This window comes from Hungatella hathewayi WAL-18680, assembly GCF_000235505.1.
In the GTDB taxonomy this organism is placed as follows: Bacteria; Bacillota; Clostridia; order Lachnospirales; family Lachnospiraceae; genus Hungatella_A; species Hungatella_A hathewayi_A.
In genome coordinates, this window is record NZ_JH379027.1 from 816,004 (window position 1) to 833,478 (window position 17,475).

At 35.1% G+C, this 17,475-nt stretch carries 13 protein-coding genes and 1 pseudogene; 8 read left to right on the plus strand and 6 right to left on the minus strand.

Annotation, left to right across the window (positions count from 1 at the left end):
- The 6 genes from HMPREF9473_RS03745 to HMPREF9473_RS03770 form a co-directional block, all read right to left on the minus strand.
- Positions 1 to 930 (minus strand): WavE lipopolysaccharide synthesis family protein (locus HMPREF9473_RS03745; protein WP_006778729.1); only part of this gene is annotated, 930 nt, incomplete at its 3' end.
- Positions 931 to 937: 7 nt separating this feature from the next.
- Complete coding sequence (locus tag HMPREF9473_RS03750) at positions 938 to 1,954, minus strand: WavE lipopolysaccharide synthesis family protein (protein ID WP_006778730.1); 1,017 nt, start codon at positions 1,952 to 1,954, stop codon at positions 938 to 940.
- Position 1,955: 1 nt separating this feature from the next.
- Positions 1,956 to 2,873 carry a WavE lipopolysaccharide synthesis family protein gene (locus HMPREF9473_RS03755; protein ID WP_006778731.1) on the minus strand — a complete coding sequence of 306 codons (918 nt, stop codon included), beginning with the start codon at positions 2,871 to 2,873 and terminating at the stop codon, positions 1,956 to 1,958.
- Positions 2,857 to 4,134 carry an O-antigen ligase family protein gene (locus tag HMPREF9473_RS03760; RefSeq protein WP_006778732.1) on the minus strand — a complete coding sequence of 426 codons (1,278 nt, stop codon included), beginning with the start codon at positions 4,132 to 4,134 and terminating at the stop codon, positions 2,857 to 2,859. Before HMPREF9473_RS03760 ends, HMPREF9473_RS03755 begins: the two co-directional genes overlap by 17 nt.
- Before the next feature lie 43 nt (positions 4,135 to 4,177).
- Entirely contained in the window at positions 4,178 to 5,341 is a 1,164-nt protein-coding gene (locus HMPREF9473_RS03765; RefSeq protein ID WP_006778733.1) for a glycosyltransferase family 4 protein, read from the minus strand.
- A gap of 32 nt (positions 5,342 to 5,373) precedes the next feature.
- On the minus strand, positions 5,374 to 6,747 hold the full coding sequence (locus HMPREF9473_RS03770) for a sugar transferase (protein WP_006778734.1): 1,374 nt from the start codon (positions 6,745 to 6,747) through the stop codon (positions 5,374 to 5,376).
- A 177-nt stretch (positions 6,748 to 6,924) separates the two neighbouring features.
- Here HMPREF9473_RS03770 and HMPREF9473_RS03775 point away from each other — a divergent pair, with 177 nt between their 5' ends.
- The 8 genes and pseudogenes from HMPREF9473_RS03775 to HMPREF9473_RS03810 all read left to right on the plus strand — a co-directional run bounded on the left by HMPREF9473_RS03775 (position 6,925) and on the right by HMPREF9473_RS03810 (position 17,474).
- Positions 6,925 to 8,313, plus strand: coding sequence for a hypothetical protein (locus HMPREF9473_RS03775; protein ID WP_006778735.1), 1,389 nt, complete (start codon positions 6,925 to 6,927; stop codon positions 8,311 to 8,313).
- Positions 8,314 to 8,440: 127 nt separating this feature from the next.
- A pseudogene (locus tag HMPREF9473_RS03780) lies at positions 8,441 to 9,383 on the plus strand (glycosyltransferase family 2 protein).
- Positions 9,384 to 9,385: 2 nt separating this feature from the next.
- A complete protein-coding gene (locus HMPREF9473_RS03785; protein WP_006778737.1) occupies positions 9,386 to 10,657 on the plus strand; it encodes a hypothetical protein in 1,272 nt (423 codons plus the stop codon).
- Positions 10,658 to 10,683: 26 nt separating this feature from the next.
- Entirely contained in the window at positions 10,684 to 12,399 is a 1,716-nt protein-coding gene (locus tag HMPREF9473_RS03790; RefSeq protein ID WP_006778738.1) for a phospho-sugar mutase, read from the plus strand.
- A 382-nt stretch (positions 12,400 to 12,781) separates the two neighbouring features.
- Positions 12,782 to 13,513 carry a YARHG domain-containing protein gene (locus HMPREF9473_RS03795; protein WP_006778739.1) on the plus strand — a complete coding sequence of 244 codons (732 nt, stop codon included), beginning with the start codon at positions 12,782 to 12,784 and terminating at the stop codon, positions 13,511 to 13,513.
- A 24-nt stretch (positions 13,514 to 13,537) separates the two neighbouring features.
- On the plus strand, positions 13,538 to 14,734 hold the full coding sequence (locus tag HMPREF9473_RS25945) for an SPFH domain-containing protein (RefSeq protein WP_006778740.1): 1,197 nt from the start codon (positions 13,538 to 13,540) through the stop codon (positions 14,732 to 14,734).
- Between the two features lie 27 nt (positions 14,735 to 14,761).
- Positions 14,762 to 15,457 carry a hypothetical protein gene (locus HMPREF9473_RS03805; RefSeq protein ID WP_006778741.1) on the plus strand — a complete coding sequence of 232 codons (696 nt, stop codon included), beginning with the start codon at positions 14,762 to 14,764 and terminating at the stop codon, positions 15,455 to 15,457.
- A 13-nt stretch (positions 15,458 to 15,470) separates the two neighbouring features.
- Positions 15,471 to 17,474 carry a hypothetical protein gene (locus HMPREF9473_RS03810; RefSeq protein WP_006778742.1) on the plus strand — a complete coding sequence of 668 codons (2,004 nt, stop codon included), beginning with the start codon at positions 15,471 to 15,473 and terminating at the stop codon, positions 17,472 to 17,474.
- Position 17,475 lies beyond the last annotated feature (1 nt).

Here is a 17,475-nt window from a genome sequence, read left to right on the forward strand (position 1 = left end):
AATTTGATATAAAATATCTTCTACCGGATTATACCTAAAAAAACATTTCCCACCAGCAAACTTATTATAAAGCCGTTTCCATTCACAAAATGTATAAAAGCCTTGGCTTAACCAAGGTTCAGAACAATATCCTGAATATCCCGATTTTAGACTCTTTAGCTGCAATTTTTTTGCGGATAATAATACAACATTATTAGCTAATGCCTGCTCAGAGCGGTGTATTGCATCATTAGCAGTGCTGCTGGCTGTATCTAAAATTGCAGGAAGACCGTTCTTTCTTAGACAAGATGTCCAAATATATTGTTCAGCACCCATATTATCTTGTATAGTGGGATATAAATTGTTACTACGAATTTTTAGATTTTTCACGTCTGCAAGTGGAATATCAAATAGTTTTTTTATATCATTATTTTTTCCTATATATATCCAATCACATATATTATATGGATAGATAATTCGTTTTCTGGGATTGTAAGTTGGCAGACACAGGATACGCTCTGAAAAAATTTTCCAAACATTGTCTTCTGGAGAATTTGAATAATCATTATATTTCCCAATAAATTTTGACAGCCCATTTCCCAGAAATGTCAAATCTGAACGTACTTTTACAACATATTTACGAGTGGCTAATGCAATTCCATTTTTTGTTGTAACAATTTGATGATTTATTGTATGCGGATATACTTTTCCGTCATCTCGGATGATATATGTCATTTCAATAGGCGCGGCATATATGATTTTATCATAATCAACACCAGCAACATCCTCACCTTTCCAAGTGGATAATATAATTTCGGCTTTTGGGAAATACTTACGTATACTATGGCACATAATCTTGGTATATAAATTAGAGCCTAAGGTTGGTCCACATACTGCCCCCTGAACAACAAAACTCATGTCTGATGAATCTGGTTTATTCTTCTTACACATTGTATTGTCACCTCAGTTTATGGTAAATATTTACTATTATATAATAAATGCATGACATTTTCGTTTTTTTGATTCCTCTTATCCAGGTAACCAACATGTAAACAATATTTTCAAAAGGATTTGGTATGATTAACAAATTACCATTTCCATATTTGTTATACAACTTTTTCCATTCATTTGTAGTATACAGTCCTGCATTAGAAAAACATGGTCTAGCCCCATACCCACTTTCTTTTATTTTAAGAGATTTGATTTGTGCTTTTTTTGCAGTAAGAAATATACAACAGTTCGCATAGCTTTTTTCAGATTCTTCTAAAATCTTTTTATTCAAAGTTTTTCCATTTACAATATCAACCTTCATGAACTTATTTAAAAAACCCATCCACAAATATTGCTCGTTTCCAAAATTATCGTCCATATAATATAGACCATCTGCCGGCCTTTGATGAAGGGAAGACTCTTCAATTAATGGGATGTCCCATATGTATTCGATATCATTTTTTTCACCAAAGAAAAACCAATCACAAAGATAAAACGCAAATGGAAAATATCTTTGAGGATTTACAGAACTCAAAGTGACCACCCGCCGTTTTAATATGCTGCTATAAGGTTCTTTTATAGGAGCGTTATATTTACAATATTCTTTAAGAATGTTATCTCCCAAAAGAATTGTATCACTTCTCATTTTGCAAATATATTTTCTGGTAGATTTTTTAATACCATTTAATGTAGATATTATTTGTCTATTAATATTCATTGGATAATGGCTCGAATCATTATCCATTTTTTCTGAAAGTATAAATGTGAAGTTGCCAGGATCTGAACTTTGTACCAAAATATCATAATCAAGCCCTTCTGTTGTTTCTCCTTCCCAAGTAGATAGAATAATTTCTGCACCCGGTAAATGTTTTCTGACGCTTAAACATGCCCTTTTAGTATAGTTTATATTTTGGCAAACATCATTAAACACAGGACCTTGAATTACCACGCTAACATCTGCAGGTTCAATCCTTATTTTATTCATACTAAAAATATCCTTTCATTCTCTTGAGAAAAAGAACAATAGCTCCTAGATAAAATTCTAATTTAGAAAAAAGTTTATGTAAATAATCTTTGTTTCCATAGAAATTGTTATAATTCACTTTCCAATCACTAAAACTCCATACATAATGCTTTAAACAAACAACAGAAAAGCAATTTAATCGAGGATATTTCAAACTGACAATATTACTCTTTCTCGTAGGTATTACTACAAACTCTGAAGCCATGACCTTTTTGTAGAAATTTGCTATAATAGTAAATTTCTTTTCATTCATAAGCATTTTAAAAGAAACATCTTCCAACAATTTTATATAGTTATAAAATAAATATTCTTCTCCTAATAAATCCCGCTCCCATGTTTCAAATCGCTCATATAAAGGAATATCCCATAATGTTAGCATATCTTGTTTTAAACCAAAAAACCAAAAATCACATAAACAAAATTCACCTTTGAAAAAGCCAAAAGGATTTCTAGGTTCCAGGGTTAAGATTCTCTCTTGGACTTTTCCCTCACACGTTTCTTTATTACCATATTTACTAAAATACTTTAGAAATTCATTTCCAGTGACAATACTGTCAGTTCGTAATTTCATAACATACTTTCTGTTGGCTGCTTTTATACCGTTGACCGTTGAAATCAATTGTCTGTTAAAATTGTTAATGGATTTACCACCATTTACACCTTTATAGAAAGCCTCACAACTCCCCGGGTCCTGATTTTGCACTAAAATATCATAGTCTAATTCAGTAGTGCTATTTCCAATCCAAGTAGACAACACAATTTCGGCTTCTGGTAAATACTTTCGAACACTTAAACATGCTTGTTTTGTCCACGTAGTACTATTGCTGATCGGACCTTGAATTACAACACTAATATTTTTTGAATTAAGTATCTCTGACATGTTTACCCCCGCAATTGGCATAAAAACAAAGCATTCCAGCAGCAAACCAAAAAGCAATTGACCAGTTAGCCGCAAAATATAGACCATTCGATAATAACAAAAACATAGCATGTCTAAGAATTCGTGTATCTTCATTTTGGCTTTTAAGAGAGTTTTTAAAGATACCAATGCAGATTATGAGAATAACCAGTCCGACAATAAGGCCACTTTGTGCAATTAATTCTAAATATAGATTGTGTGGGGTAAGATAACTATATTCATAATTCATAGTCTCCAATATTCTTGAGTTTCCCCCTATCCCGACACCAAGCAATAACGATTCTTTTATCACCAAATATACCCCATACCAACATTGAAATCTTGATGAGCTAGAATCTGATAAGGCTTTCCAAGGATTAGCTAATGATTCGATAATACGCCCAGCCCCTGGGATTGTCGAGGTATGTGCAAGCAGGAAACTACTAACTGCTTCAGGAAATGCAAATACAACTAACATGCCCGCAATTAGTACACTAATGCAAATTAGACTTACAATTTTTCGATTAGTATTACCAGTTAAGAACCACTTTAATAAAATCATGGAAAAATATAGAGCTAAACTAACTATCCCCCCTTTGGAACCAGCAGCAAAAATTGAGAATATAAGTATACTAATTGCTAAAAATTTTATTTCTCTTTTTTCTCTTTTTGTAACAAAAAAATATGCAAGTGCGATTAGTGTGATTGGTAGATAGTCATTAGGATTTCCAACAATCCCCGAAAAGCGTAACCCTGCTCCCGATAAATAAAACATTTTTTTGAATAAGCTAATATTAAAAAGTTCAGTAAATACTGATATGCTGGCAACACCAACGGAGGCAAAAGCAATAGATTTAAGAAAAAAATGACTATATTTAATTTTGCTAATATTGTATCCAACAAGAAGACAAAAGAACAAAACCTCGTAGTAAATAAATTCATATGCTATTCTTTTTAGCTTATAATCATATCCAATAATCATTGGGGCTGCTACTAATGCAAAAAACAGCATAGCAGCTATCCATAATTGACACAAACTGTAATATATTGGAATGGCTATTTTACCCGTAAGGTGGTAGCAAACAAATAAGATTAGAATGGTTACCCCCCACATTAAAGTAATACTTATTGGTAAATCAATACTAACAGCAGCAAATACTTTTTGAAGCAGTAGTGCTAATGCAAGTAACAAGATATTAATAATATTGGGTTTAGAAGTTGTAATACTATTGTTTTCTATCATATTTGTATCCTTTGTTTATATATTTCATGTAAAACATATAAAATTATTTTAGTTTTTTAGTATTACTTGGAAGAGAAATATCCAAATATATTTTTCTCATATACTCCGCAACTTTTTCAATAGAAAAACATTGTATTTTTTCTTTATTATAAAAACCTAACTTCTGTACATTATTATTTAGGGTTTTTTTGATTGCCCTTACGAAGCCATTAACATCATTAGGTAATACTGTATATCCTCCCAAATTGTCATCAATTAAATCTATATTTCCCCGTATACATGAGACAATGCAGGGCAGGCCATAGGACATAGCTTCCATAAGAGCAACAGAGAGTCCCTCCCTATATGAAGGAAGTATAAATACATTTGCACATGGGTATATTTCTTCCATATCTGTTCTAAAACCCAATAGCTTAACCCTGTTTTCAATACCCAACTTTTGGGCTAGCTGTTGAAGAGCAGATTTCTCTCCACCTTGTCCACATATGACATAATAGAGGGAATCATGATTTATTCGAGCCATTGCTTTTATAATTATTTGATGATTTTTATTTCTATTTAGTTCACCAACTGACAGCATTAAAAATGCATTCTCAGGTATTCCCAATTCTCGGCGCTTGTTTGCTGATGAAACAGTGCTTTCCTGTGTTAAATGAATTCCAATACCTGGGGTATACGCTACTATTGCAGTTCCGAATTTTCTAGCCCTATTATAATCCTCAGTATTTATTGTTATTATTACATCTGTCCATTTGGATAGCAAATATTCTATTGGGTAGTATAACATCCAGTTATGTAAAGGGGCCCCTTTATAAAAATGAAATCCATGGGCTGTATATATTATTTTGGTACCTGTTTTATGGCTTTTTTTAAAAGCGCTTCTAGCAACAGCAGCACCTATTGGAGAATGACAATGCATAATACTAAAATAAAACTGTTCACTTAATTGTTTTAATATTTTGTATGATAATATTATAGACCGGAATGCCAATGGATTTCTTGGAATAGGTATCTGAACAGTCATTACATTTATATTTTTTAGTTGTTTTTTTAAATCTTTTATTGTATTACTATCAACACTATTACCTGTAGTAAAATTGCATGCTACCATTACCTCATATCCAGATTCTTGCAAAATTTTTATATTATTCATATTAAACTGCAATATCATTGATGCGGTAGACGCAATAATTATTGCTTTCTTCATAGATACTCAACCTTTCTTGAAAGTTGTCTATATTACGTTTTATAATGATTAATAGTCATGGCCATCTCCTCCGAAAACCCTTCAGTACTTTCTTTCATAAATAGAATTTTCACCGTCTTAAAGATAATTTCAATATCCAGCCAGATGGAGTAATTTTGTATGTACATCAAATCTAGTTTTAGCTTATCATAGGCCGTTGTGTTGTACTTCCCATATACTTGGGCATAGCCAGTCAGGCCGCCTTTGACTTTCAGCCGATATTCAAATTCGGGAATCTCTTTTGAATACATTTTCACGTGCTCAATCCGTTCCGGTCTCGGCCCCACGATACTCATGTCACCTTTTAAAATATTAAACAGCTGTGGCAATTCATCAATCCTGGTGGCACGGATAATAGTTCCCACTGGAGTGATGCGGGAATCACCTTTTGTAGCAGGCATGGACTGTCCATTTTTCTCTGCATTTTCAACCATGCTTCGGAATTTACATATTGAAAATATGTTTCCATCTTTTGTACATCGGTCTTGATAGTAAAAAACCGGCCCATGGTCATATAGCTTAATTGCTAACGCGGTAATTATAAAAACAGGCGATAAAAATACCAATGCTATGATAGAAAGTACGATATCCATGCCTCTCTTTATAAATTGTTGTTCAAATGTCAGTCCGCTGTTACGACAAAGCATCAAGGGGGTATCAAACATATGAAAACTCTCGGCACTTTTAATAATGATGTCTGATATTTTGGGAGTTGCATAGACACGGATAGAATTTTTATAACAGTATTTGAGTAAATGGTTTCTTATATGGGAGGGGACATCACAAATTAAAACGCCCTCATATTCACAGATTTTCTTTTTTATTTCTTCTATGTCCAGTGAGATATGCACTACTTCACCAATAATAAAACGGTCATTACGGGTATTTATTTTTCCCATTAGGCTTATGATTGGATGTTCTCCATAAATCAACAGCACCTTTCGTGGAGGATAGATTTTTCGATAAATGCGGTTAAAAAGGTAACTCCACATAGAAATAAAAAGAAATTCTACTGATGTCATAAAAAGCAACGGCAATACATTTTGAAATTGTTTCGTCAGCAATGTAATCTGTAAATAAATCATGATATTGGCACATATGGTTGCCAGCATTTGTGAGCAAATCATACTGGTTGTTTTAAGATAGCCTATCTTCAGGCCACCATACAATTTAGCAAATATCAAAAGAAGCATTCCATATACTACGGCGATAAGCCAATGTCCTGTACGGTTATATGGAACTTCCATCATATTATTATAATAGTGCAACCAGGTATAGAGATAAAAGAACATTTCAATTAAAACCAGGACTGCGCCGGACAGAAAACGAATGATTCGCTTATATTGTTCATAATTTTTTACACCCAAGATATACCCCCTGTTTTAATTTCATTACTTTGTATAATCTTCATTATGAGAAGTTAGTATGAAAACAGAGAATTATAGAAGATTATTAAGATATGAAAATTTTAGTATGTTGTTATCCATTGATTCTTTATTTCCAATATGTTATGATAAAAAAAGCAAAAAACGAGGAGAGAAGTTATGGATAATAATACTACTACATATGAGCAGGAAATTGATTTAAAAGATTTGATGTTTGCTGTGCTTTATAAATGGCGACCAATTATAATAATAGCCATTATATTTGGTGTATTGCTGGGGGGATATAAATTAACGGGAAGTATGGCTCAGCAAAGAGATACTGAATATGTAAAGAAAGCACAAAAACAGTATCAGCAGGATTTTGAAGAGTATGAAGCTTTAAAGGCTAGTTGTGAAAGAGAAATAAAAAACATTGAACGGAATATAGAATCACAGACTGAGTATTTGGAAAAGTCTATTTTGATGAAAATTAGCCCATTTGATAAGTATATATCTTCAGCGGATATTTTTATTAAGTCTGATGATGTAACCCTGGTAAATGGTTTAAATTCCTATACGGCTATATACAATAATGGTTTGGTTAGAACTTATGCTTCTTATATTAATCAAGGTTTTGATTTATCTAAGCTGGCTGCAAAAATGGGGACAGAAGAAGAATATTTAAAAGAGTTAATTACAGTCAAAGTAGATGAATGGGGACAGATGTTGTCAGTTTCGGTTTGTTATTCGGACGAAACTGGTGCAGAGCGGATTCTTAATGCAATTCTTGACGATGTGAAAGCACAATATGATGATTATAGTAACAAATTTGGTGCTCATGAATTGTATATTATGAATCAGGTTAGTAGTACGACTACGGATTTAGAACTTGATAATAAGCAAAAAATGGTTAATGATAATATAACCACATTGCAAACGACGTTAAAAGAGAAAGAGAAAACGTTGGAAGATATGCAGGAACCTGTAGAATCAGCAGTTCTATCTACATCAGCAGCTATCAAATCAGGAATAAAATATGCGGTATTAGGTGGAGTGCTGGGGGCGTTTATTACAATTTTTTGTATATGCGTAGCATTTCTTATGACAAACAAAATAATTTCTGCAAAAGATTTAAAACAGCGTTATGGAGTTAAGATTTTAGCAGTATTTCCAGGCACGGAGAAAAAAAGGTTATTCTCAGGCATAGATAGATGGCTTGAAAAACTTGAAGGTAAGAAGGACCATCTGACGGAAGAAGCAAGATATGAGTTGATGGCTGCTAATTTGAAGAATTATGCAGGGGAAGCAAAAAATATTTTGGTTGTAGGTACGGTGTCTACTGAAATTTTAAAAACTGTCGTGGATAAATTAGGTAAGTTATGCTCAGATATGACTTTGACAATTGGTAACAATCTTAATGAAAGTGCAGAAACTGTAAGTAAATTGCCTGATTGTGAAGCTGTGATTTTGGTAGAGCAGTGTGGCGTGTCGCGTTTGGGAGAGATTGAGAAAGAGATAGAAGCGGTTCGTAATGTCAAGAAAGAAATTGCCGGTGTAGTGGTTTTCTAAATATTTTATATGAAAAAAGGCTATGGTTTAAATACATAGCCTTTTGATATTTTGTGGCATTTATATGTATTATTTAGTGTAAGATGCGGTGGAACATATAATGAAGGTCTGTCGTGGGAGAATGATTATGGATAAAATAGCTGTATTAATTCCTTGTTACAATGAAAGCAAAACAATAGGAAAGGTAGTAGGAGATTGGAAGAGAGTACTTCCAGATGCTGTTGTGTATGTATTTGATAATAATTCGAATGATGGTACAGATAAAATTGCTTTAGGAGCAGGGGCTATTGTGAATTATGAATATCAGCAGGGAAAAGGAAATGTAATCAGGCGAATGTTCCGTGAAATAGATGCGGAATGTTATGTTTTGGTAGATGGAGATGATACTTATCCGGCGGAATTTGGGCAACAGATGGTTAAGCAGATTCTTGAACGAAAGATGGATATGGTGATCGGAGATAGATTGTCATCTACATATGCGATGCAAAATAAAAGAAGATTTCATAATTTTGGAAATAATTTGGTAAAGGGAACAATAAATCGGTTATTTAAATGCGATATTCATGATATAATGACAGGATTTCGCGCGTTTAGCTTTCAATTTGTGAAGAGTTTTCCGGTTCTTTCAAAAGGGTTTGAAATTGAAACAGAGATGACAATACATGCAGTTGACAAAAATATGGCGGTTGAAAATATAATTATTGAGTATCGTGACCGGCCGGAGGGAAGTGTGTCTAAATTAAATACTTATTATGATGGTCTGAAAGTATTAAAAACAATTGGACGCTTGTATAAAAATTATCGGCCTTTTGAATTTTTTGGTCATGATTGCCTTAGGGCTGCTTGTATTAGCCGGTGTTATGTTTTTTCCCGTTTTGTGTATTTATTTTGAAATAGGACTTGTTCCCAAGTTTCCAACGCTGATAGTCAGTGGGTTTGTTGCTTTAGCTGCCATTGTTTCTTTTTTTGCTGGAGTTATACTTAGTACAATTGTTGAGAAGGAGAGGCAAGAATTTGAGTTTCGTTTGAATTTGATACATATGTATTTGAATAGAAAAGAGGAGTTATAGATATGAAGGGAACATCTGCAAATCGGATATTTTTATTAAGAGTATTGTTGATATTGATAGCAGGTATTGTTTTAGGTACACTCTTATTGGTAGGTGCTTTTAGTATTCCGACGGAAAGAATTTATAAAAATGTGAAGGATTCCACATATATATTTGAGGTGGAAGGAACATATCCTTGCATTAGCAAGAAGTATAGTAAAATGCTTGACAATTATACAGATGGATTGATGCTTAGTGAAGCTGTATATAATAAAGAAGGAGTAAGCGCTGTTGAAAAGGCGATGGCGGTGTATCATCCTTCTATTAACAATTACACGCCAGAACATTCATTAAGTGCCTATATGAATAAAAGCAGCAATTATTCAGAAGGTAGTTATAAAAGATATTGGCATGGTTTTTTAGTAGTTTTAAAACCAATGCTGTTATTTTGCAATTATTTGGGAATTAGAACAATTAATCGTCTAGTACAATTTGTATTGTCTACTTCAATTATCTTTTATTTATTAAAAAAGAAGATGGTAAATATGGTAATACCATTTGTGTTATCTTATCTTTTTTTGCGGCCTGATGCAATGGGATTGTCATTACAGTATTCTTCAATTTATTATATTACTACTATTGCTATATTGATAGTTTTGATATGTAAAGAAAAGTTTGAAAAGTTTTATCTATACCCATTTGTTTTTTTAATAATCGGAATGTGTACCAGTTATTTTGATTTTTTAACATACCCACTTGTAACATTGGGGTTACCATTAACTGTTGTTATGATGTTTCAGAATAGAAGAAAGGTAATTGACAGTATTAAAAAAGTAATGGGTTATTCTCTTATGTGGGGAACGGGGTATGTTGGGATGTGGAGTGGAAAATGGCTGGTTGGGAGTATTTTGTTAAAAGAAAATTTGTTCAAGGATGCTATTAATACAATTAAATTTCGCTCCTCTACCCATTATAATGAAGCTAATTTTACCTATTGGGATGTGATCAAAAGAAACATTAATGTGGGATTTGGTGAGATAATGGAATTATCCGTGACTATAGTTCTTGTTCTTTTGGCGGTGATTGTATTAAAAAATTTTAGAGATATCAAACGTATTATGTTAGAAGCATTGCCGTTTGGATTAATTATGGTAATGCCATTTTGCTGGTATGTCGTGTCAGCTAATCATTCATTTATTCATTTTGCTTTTACATATAGAGAGTTAGTTATTTCCGTATTTGCATTCTTGTGTATGGGAAACCGGGAGATTCAAATGAATAAAGGAGTTAGCTAATATTTGTTTAAATAGGTGAAAAGAAAATGAAAAATAATATAACTCAGCAATGTGATAAGTGGCTCTCACAACAATTGGAAGACAGAGACTTAAGGAGAGAATTAGAAGATATTAAAAGTAATGAAGAAGATTTAGAAGACCGCTTCTACAAAGACCTAGAATTCGGCACCGGCGGCCTGCGGGGGATTATTGGTGTTGGAACGAACCGTATGAACATTTATACGGTTTCCAAAGCAACTCAGGGATATGCCAATTATTTGATTAAGAATTTCCCGAACCCATCCGTAGCCATAGCCCATGACAGTAGAATCAAATCTGATACATTTGCTGAGATGGCGGCGGAAGTTTTTGCGGCCAACGGGATTAAGGTTTATACTTACCGGGAATTGATGCCGACGCCGTCGTTATCTTTCGCAGTGCGTCATTTGCAGTGTTCCGGTGGCGTTGTTATCACTGCCAGCCATAACCCGGCGAAATATAATGGGTATAAAGTCTACGGAAGCGATGGATGCCAAATCACGACGAAGGCAGCAAAAGAGATTCAGGAGGAAATCAATCAGGTTGATATCTTCCAGGATGTGAAAAAGATTGAATTCAACCAGGGGTTTGCGTCCGGAATCATTTCCTATATTGGGGAGGATACGATTGATGCATTCATTCATGCGGTTTCAAAGGAATCCCTCTGCCCTCCGGATATTAACAAAGACATTTCCATCGTCTACACTCCGTTAAATGGAGCCGGAAGGTACTGTGTGACCAGGGTGCTTCAGGAAAATGGCTTTACCAACATTTCTGTGGTAAAGGAGCAGGAGCAACCGGATGGGAATTTTACTACCTGCCCGTATCCTAATCCGGAGATTAAGGAAGCACTGGCGCTGGGGCTGGAATATGCAAAACGGCTTGGCAGTGATTTGTTGCTGGCGACAGACCCGGATTGTGACAGAGTCGGAACTGCGGTGAAATCGGAAGATGGATATGTTTTGTTGAGTGGCAATGAGATGGGGATGCTTTTGCTGGATTATATCTGCAAGCGCAGAATTGCCATGGGGAAAATGCCGGAGAAACCGATTGTGGTTAAGACGATAGTGACTATCGATATGGCGAAGCGTATTGCGGCTGATTATGGCGTGGAAGTGATTGATGTATTAACCGGATTTAAATTCATTGGCGAGCAGATTGGGCTTCTTGAGGAAAAAGGGGAGGCGGACAGATATATATTTGGATTTGAAGAGAGCTACGGTTACTTATCTGGCGGCTATGTGCGCGATAAGGATGCCGTGGATGGTTCCCTGTTAATCTGTGAGATGTTTGCCTATTATAAAGCCCAGGGAAAGAGTCTGCTGGAGGTTTTGAATGGTTTGTATGAAAAGTATGGTTATTGTTTAAATACATTGAGGAGCTATACATTTGAAGGTGCAGAGGGCTTTGACAAGATGAAGGGGATTATGTCGGGATTCCGTAACGACACTCCTGTGACGATTGGGGGCAGACGGGTGGAGGGTATGTGTGACTACCTTGAATCAATAGCGTTTGACCGGAATGGAAAGCCGGAGCCGATACATCTGCCGAAGTCTGATGTATTGAAATTTATCCTGGAGGGGAATGCTTCTGTGGTGGTTCGTCCATCGGGAACGGAACCGAAATTGAAAATGTATTTATCCGTCAGTGCAGAGGGGAAAGAGGAAGCAGCCAGATTGGAGGCGCTGATTGCGGAAGAGATAGAAACAACAAGGTTTCTCTAGAAAATATTGTGATTTAAAGAAAGAATTGGTCGTTGAATATGAAATAGTTTTGATTTCGTACAAAAGATAAAACTGCTTTAAGGGAAAGGAAATTGAGCAGGGGGCTGCCGCACTAAGTAATTAGTGCGCAGCTCCTTTTTAGGTTTATATTTCATGGCCAAGTAGAAAGGGCGTTCCTTGTGAGGTGTCATCTGAAGAAATCGGTAAGTAAATCCATGGTAAGAGCCTGATTAATTCTGACAATTGTAGACATAAAAACAAATATTTAGTGGATTATTGACAAAAAATATGATAAAATTCATATAACAGGGCTTAAATGTTTATGAGATAATAAGAAAAAATTTATAAAATTTATAATTATCTAAGAAAAGGTCGGATTTATATGAGTAAGATGCGAATATGTCCAAATTGTGGTCATCAAGAAAATGAATATACTTTCTTCTGCACACAATGTGGCTCAAAAACTGTGCTAAATGAAGAGACAGAGAACGTCAGTGAATATGTAAACCCAAAAGAAGTACATAGTTCCGGCGTGATAGAGGGAACGGTTATATTAAAAAGCAATTCACCTAAAGATAAAGCGAGTAAAAAGATTTTCCCAATAGTATCATTTACAATAGTGATACTAATAGTTATCTTTGCTGGAGGTGTTTATATATCGGCAGGGACGAGTAAGCAGAAAAATGATGAGATTCAAAAACAGAGAGAGGCAGTGTCGATGGAAACTACGACATCTGCGAGTTATGTTGAGACAACTCAAATAGTAGAGCAAACAGATGAAATATTGACACAAGCAGATAATTCTATAAATAATGTGGAATCGATTCCGGATCAGAAATCTGATTATATTCTTCCTGATAGTTCTATTCGTTATTTAACAAATAAGGACCTGGAGGGTTTTACTGCTGAAATGTGCCGGCTGGCAAGAAATGAGCTCTTTGCCCGTCATGGACGTAAGTTTAAAGATGAAATGTTACAAGAGTACTTTAATGCATGCAGCTGGTATGAAGGAACGGTTGAGCCTGATGAGTTTGATGATGACGTTTTTAATAGTTATGAAGTAGCTAATCGTGATTTAATTATACAATATGAAATGGACCGGGGCTATCGTTAGAATAGGCCGGTGGGAGGATAAGAGATGAATATTTCGCAGGTTTTACAGTTTGAAGGCCCTATTGATTCCCTGATTTGGAAAAACCCAATTGAAGATTTTAATACGACATCACAATTGATTGTAGATGAGACACATGAGGCACTGCTGGTAGTTAATGGAAACGCATGTGATTTGTTTGGCCCTGGGCGTCACACCTTGGAGACACCTAATATTCCGCTTGTAAAACGAATCATCAATTTGCCAACGAACGGTCAGACCGCATTCCCGTGTAAAGTATTTTTTATTAACAAAGTGCATCAAATGGATATAACCTGGGGGATCCCTGGGGAAATTACTTTGAATGATCCTGTGTATGATATTTTTTTACATGTTGGTATGTGTGGAAATATGAATTTTCAGGTGATGGACTCAAGAAAATTTATGCTCAAAATAGTGGGATTCCGGGATTCCTTTGATGCGGAGCAAATGATAGCAAAATTCCGGGGGATTATTAAGCAATATGTAAAATCTTACATTTCCAAAATCATGAACATTGGAAAAGTAAGTTATTTTGATATGAATGAGAATTTATTTGAAATCTCAGAAGTAGTAAAAGAACAGCTTAGTCCTTTGTTTGTCGATTATGGAATCGACGTGCTGCAATTTAATATTGAGACGATTACTGTTCCGGATGAAGATTTTGAAGCAGTCAAGAGAGCAAAAGAGGCCAGAGCTTCCCGGGTTATTCAAGGGTATACCTGGCAGGAAGAAAGGCAGATGGATATTGCTCAAACGTTTGCTGGCAATGAGGGAACAATGGGAAATATTGGAGGCGCCGTTGGTGGGTTTATGATGGGGGGAGCATTTGGCGGAAGCGTAGCAGATTTGGCGAGGGATGTACTGAGTCCGGAACGAATACCAACAGAAAACCCGCCTAAGGATTTGAGCGGTGTTGCATCACCTGTTGATAGCAGAAGTTCAAAGCCATTTGATGTGACAGGGTTTATGAGCCATTTTGAAAAACAAGAGGAAGAAGTGGCAGGTGGAAATTCTATGCCAAACGATAAGATGGAACCCAAAGCGGGCGGAGGAAAGTACTGTACGAACTGCGGGAATGCATTGTCGGATGACATGATTTTTTGTCCGAAATGTGGTACAAGGCAGGCTAAAGAATGTCCAAAGTGTCATACGCAGCTGTTGCCCGATGCAGCATTCTGTCATAAATGTGGAACTCCATGCTAAGGTTAAACAAAAATGGGAGGAAGTTTTATGGATACTAAGAAAAAGAATGGTTTAATGGCTGGGTTAGTTTATCTTGTTATATTTGTAGCATATCATTTGGGCGTTTTTTTATTGTTTAAAAATTATAATGCGGTATTCTGGATTAGTTATGGATTTATGATAGCAGCTTTTGCATTACATATTATATGTGTTTATTTTATATTTAAAAATGTTAGTATCGAAACGGTGTTTTTTGGAATCCCGTTAATGTCGCTATCAGTTTACTTTGTTTGTGCGGAATTATTTTGTAGTCTGGTTTTTATGATGTTTCGTGCCATGGCCAATGTAAAGTTGGCGATATTGATTCAGGCGTTACTTCTTTGTGTTTTTATCATTATTGCAATCATCTCTGTCATGACAAGAGATACGGTGCAGAGTGTGGATACCAAAATTAAGGAAAACGTGAACTTTATAAAAGGAATTAATGTTGACATTGAAATGATGATACAAAGGTGCCAGAAACCGGATACCACAGGAGTGCTTAAAAAACTGTCTGAGACAATTAAGTATTCGGATCCAATGTCAAATCGCGAGGTGGAGAGTCATGAACGCATGATTATGCAATATGTGATGGAATTGAGAACGGTATTTGATTCCGGTGACATGGCTAAGACAAAAGAATTGTGTGAAAAGATTGAACTGCTATTCATAGAGCGGAATAAAAAATTAATGATTTCAAAATAAAGGAGCAGTTGGTATGGCGATTAACTTTGTCGCAAGAAAATGTGCATGTGGTGGAAAACTAGAATTTGATCCTTCAAAGAAGATATGGATATGTAAATACTGTGGGACAATCGTTGAGCGGGAGGCGACCTTCGATAAGATTCAGGTTGACGGTATTGAAGGAATTAATGATGTGGTTCGCCAGACATTAATGGATATCGCGAATAAAAGGATGGAGAGCGCCAAAAGGAACTTAGAAGACTGTGAAAGAAAAGATCATAATCATATAGGGACCCTTCTGGCCAATTTGAGTTTTCAAATCATGAGCATTTCAACAGCTAAAAGCCAGGAAGAAGCCAGAGGGGCGTTGGACAAAGTAAAAGTTTATGCCAAACGTCTCAGTACGGAATTTCCAACAGTGGCAGAAAGTGAGATTAATCTTTATGAATCCTTCGGACAGGGAGCTTCGGATATTTATGCTAATTTATTGGCTATATTTGATACATTAAATGATACTGGCCGAATTGAGTATGTAGCTTCTAAGCTTGATGCAGGGGAAGTTTTTTCGGAGTATGCCAACAAAAGTTTGTTGAAAATTGCTATTAAACACGGAAAAGATGAAGTGGTGGAGACAATCATAAATAATAAAAACCATATAGATAAAAAGGCGGCGCTTGAAGAAATTTTGAATAGTTACCCGGATTGTGAGGCGAAAGCGGGCTTAGTTAAGAAATTATTTGATGAGCGGATTGCAGATGAGTTGTCAAAATCATTCTTTGAAAATTATTTTATTAATAGCAAGGATTCTATTGGAACTAAAAATGAATTGTTAGAGCTACTGACTGGAACAGAATTGCATTGTAATGCTGAGATAATTGTAAAAGCTTTATTTCCTCAAATGGATACTTATGATGCGGCTAAAAAAACGTTTCTGGCCATTTATAAAGGGGATGTTAATGATTTAGAGACGGAAGCCATAGTTATTTTTGTATTGATTGTAAATAAGAATTATGACGTATTGATGGCCTTTTTGAATGTTGTGATTGAACAGCAAATTTTTGTGACATTAAGTTCCAGGACGGTTATTTCCTTTTTAGATAGTTCTAGTTTTGCGGCGATTCAAAAGAAGGATATCATAAACAGAATGTTTCATTTAGAAATCGATGGCCGAGCCAGAGATGCCATTTATAATTATTATCTGAACCAAAATTCTGATTCGATAGCAGAACGAGATGTCCTGATTGGTGAATTATTGTCAGGAGAATGTACAATATCAACAAATACTGTGAGAAATTATGTAATCAATACTACGATAGATAAGGAGAAAAAACGAGGAGTTCTGGAACAAATATTTGCCACAGGCTTTAATAAGACGTTTGTAGGCGATTTGTTATCTGAATATTTATTAAAAGGTAAGGATGATAAATTGGTCAGGGACGAGGTTACAGACTATTTGATTTCTTTGGGCTTCAAAGTAGATGCCAATACTTTAACTGAATTTATTGTTTCAGGAAAGGACGAAGTTTCAGTCACTATAGAACGAGTAAAAAAATTATTACAGAATGGCTCACAGATTAAATTGGATTGTTTGGAACGCTATTTATTATCACTAAATAATCCTGATGATTTTTCGGAAGAGATGTTTAACCTTTTGACAGAATCAAATTTTTCAGTAGGAATATCGGCATTTTCAAAATATTTGCTGTCTTGTAAAGATATTGACAAAGAGCGGCATAGCAATCTAATAATCAGTTGTTTGGGAGGAAATTTAGCGGAAGCAAATGTTACAGTTATTCATCTGGGGAATACAGTTGTGTGCAATTTATTTCAGGCTTTTGTTTTATGTGGAAATGAAAAACAGGATGTGGCCGTCTCTGTGACAAATGATTTTAAAGAACGGAAGATTAAACTTAATACGGAGATATTTGTGAATGATAAAGCTATTAAATTTAAAAAGTATGTAGCGGAACACAAGTCAGAGTTATCACCGGAATCATTACAGCTATGTGAAGAAAATAAAATGTTTTCACTCTTTTAAC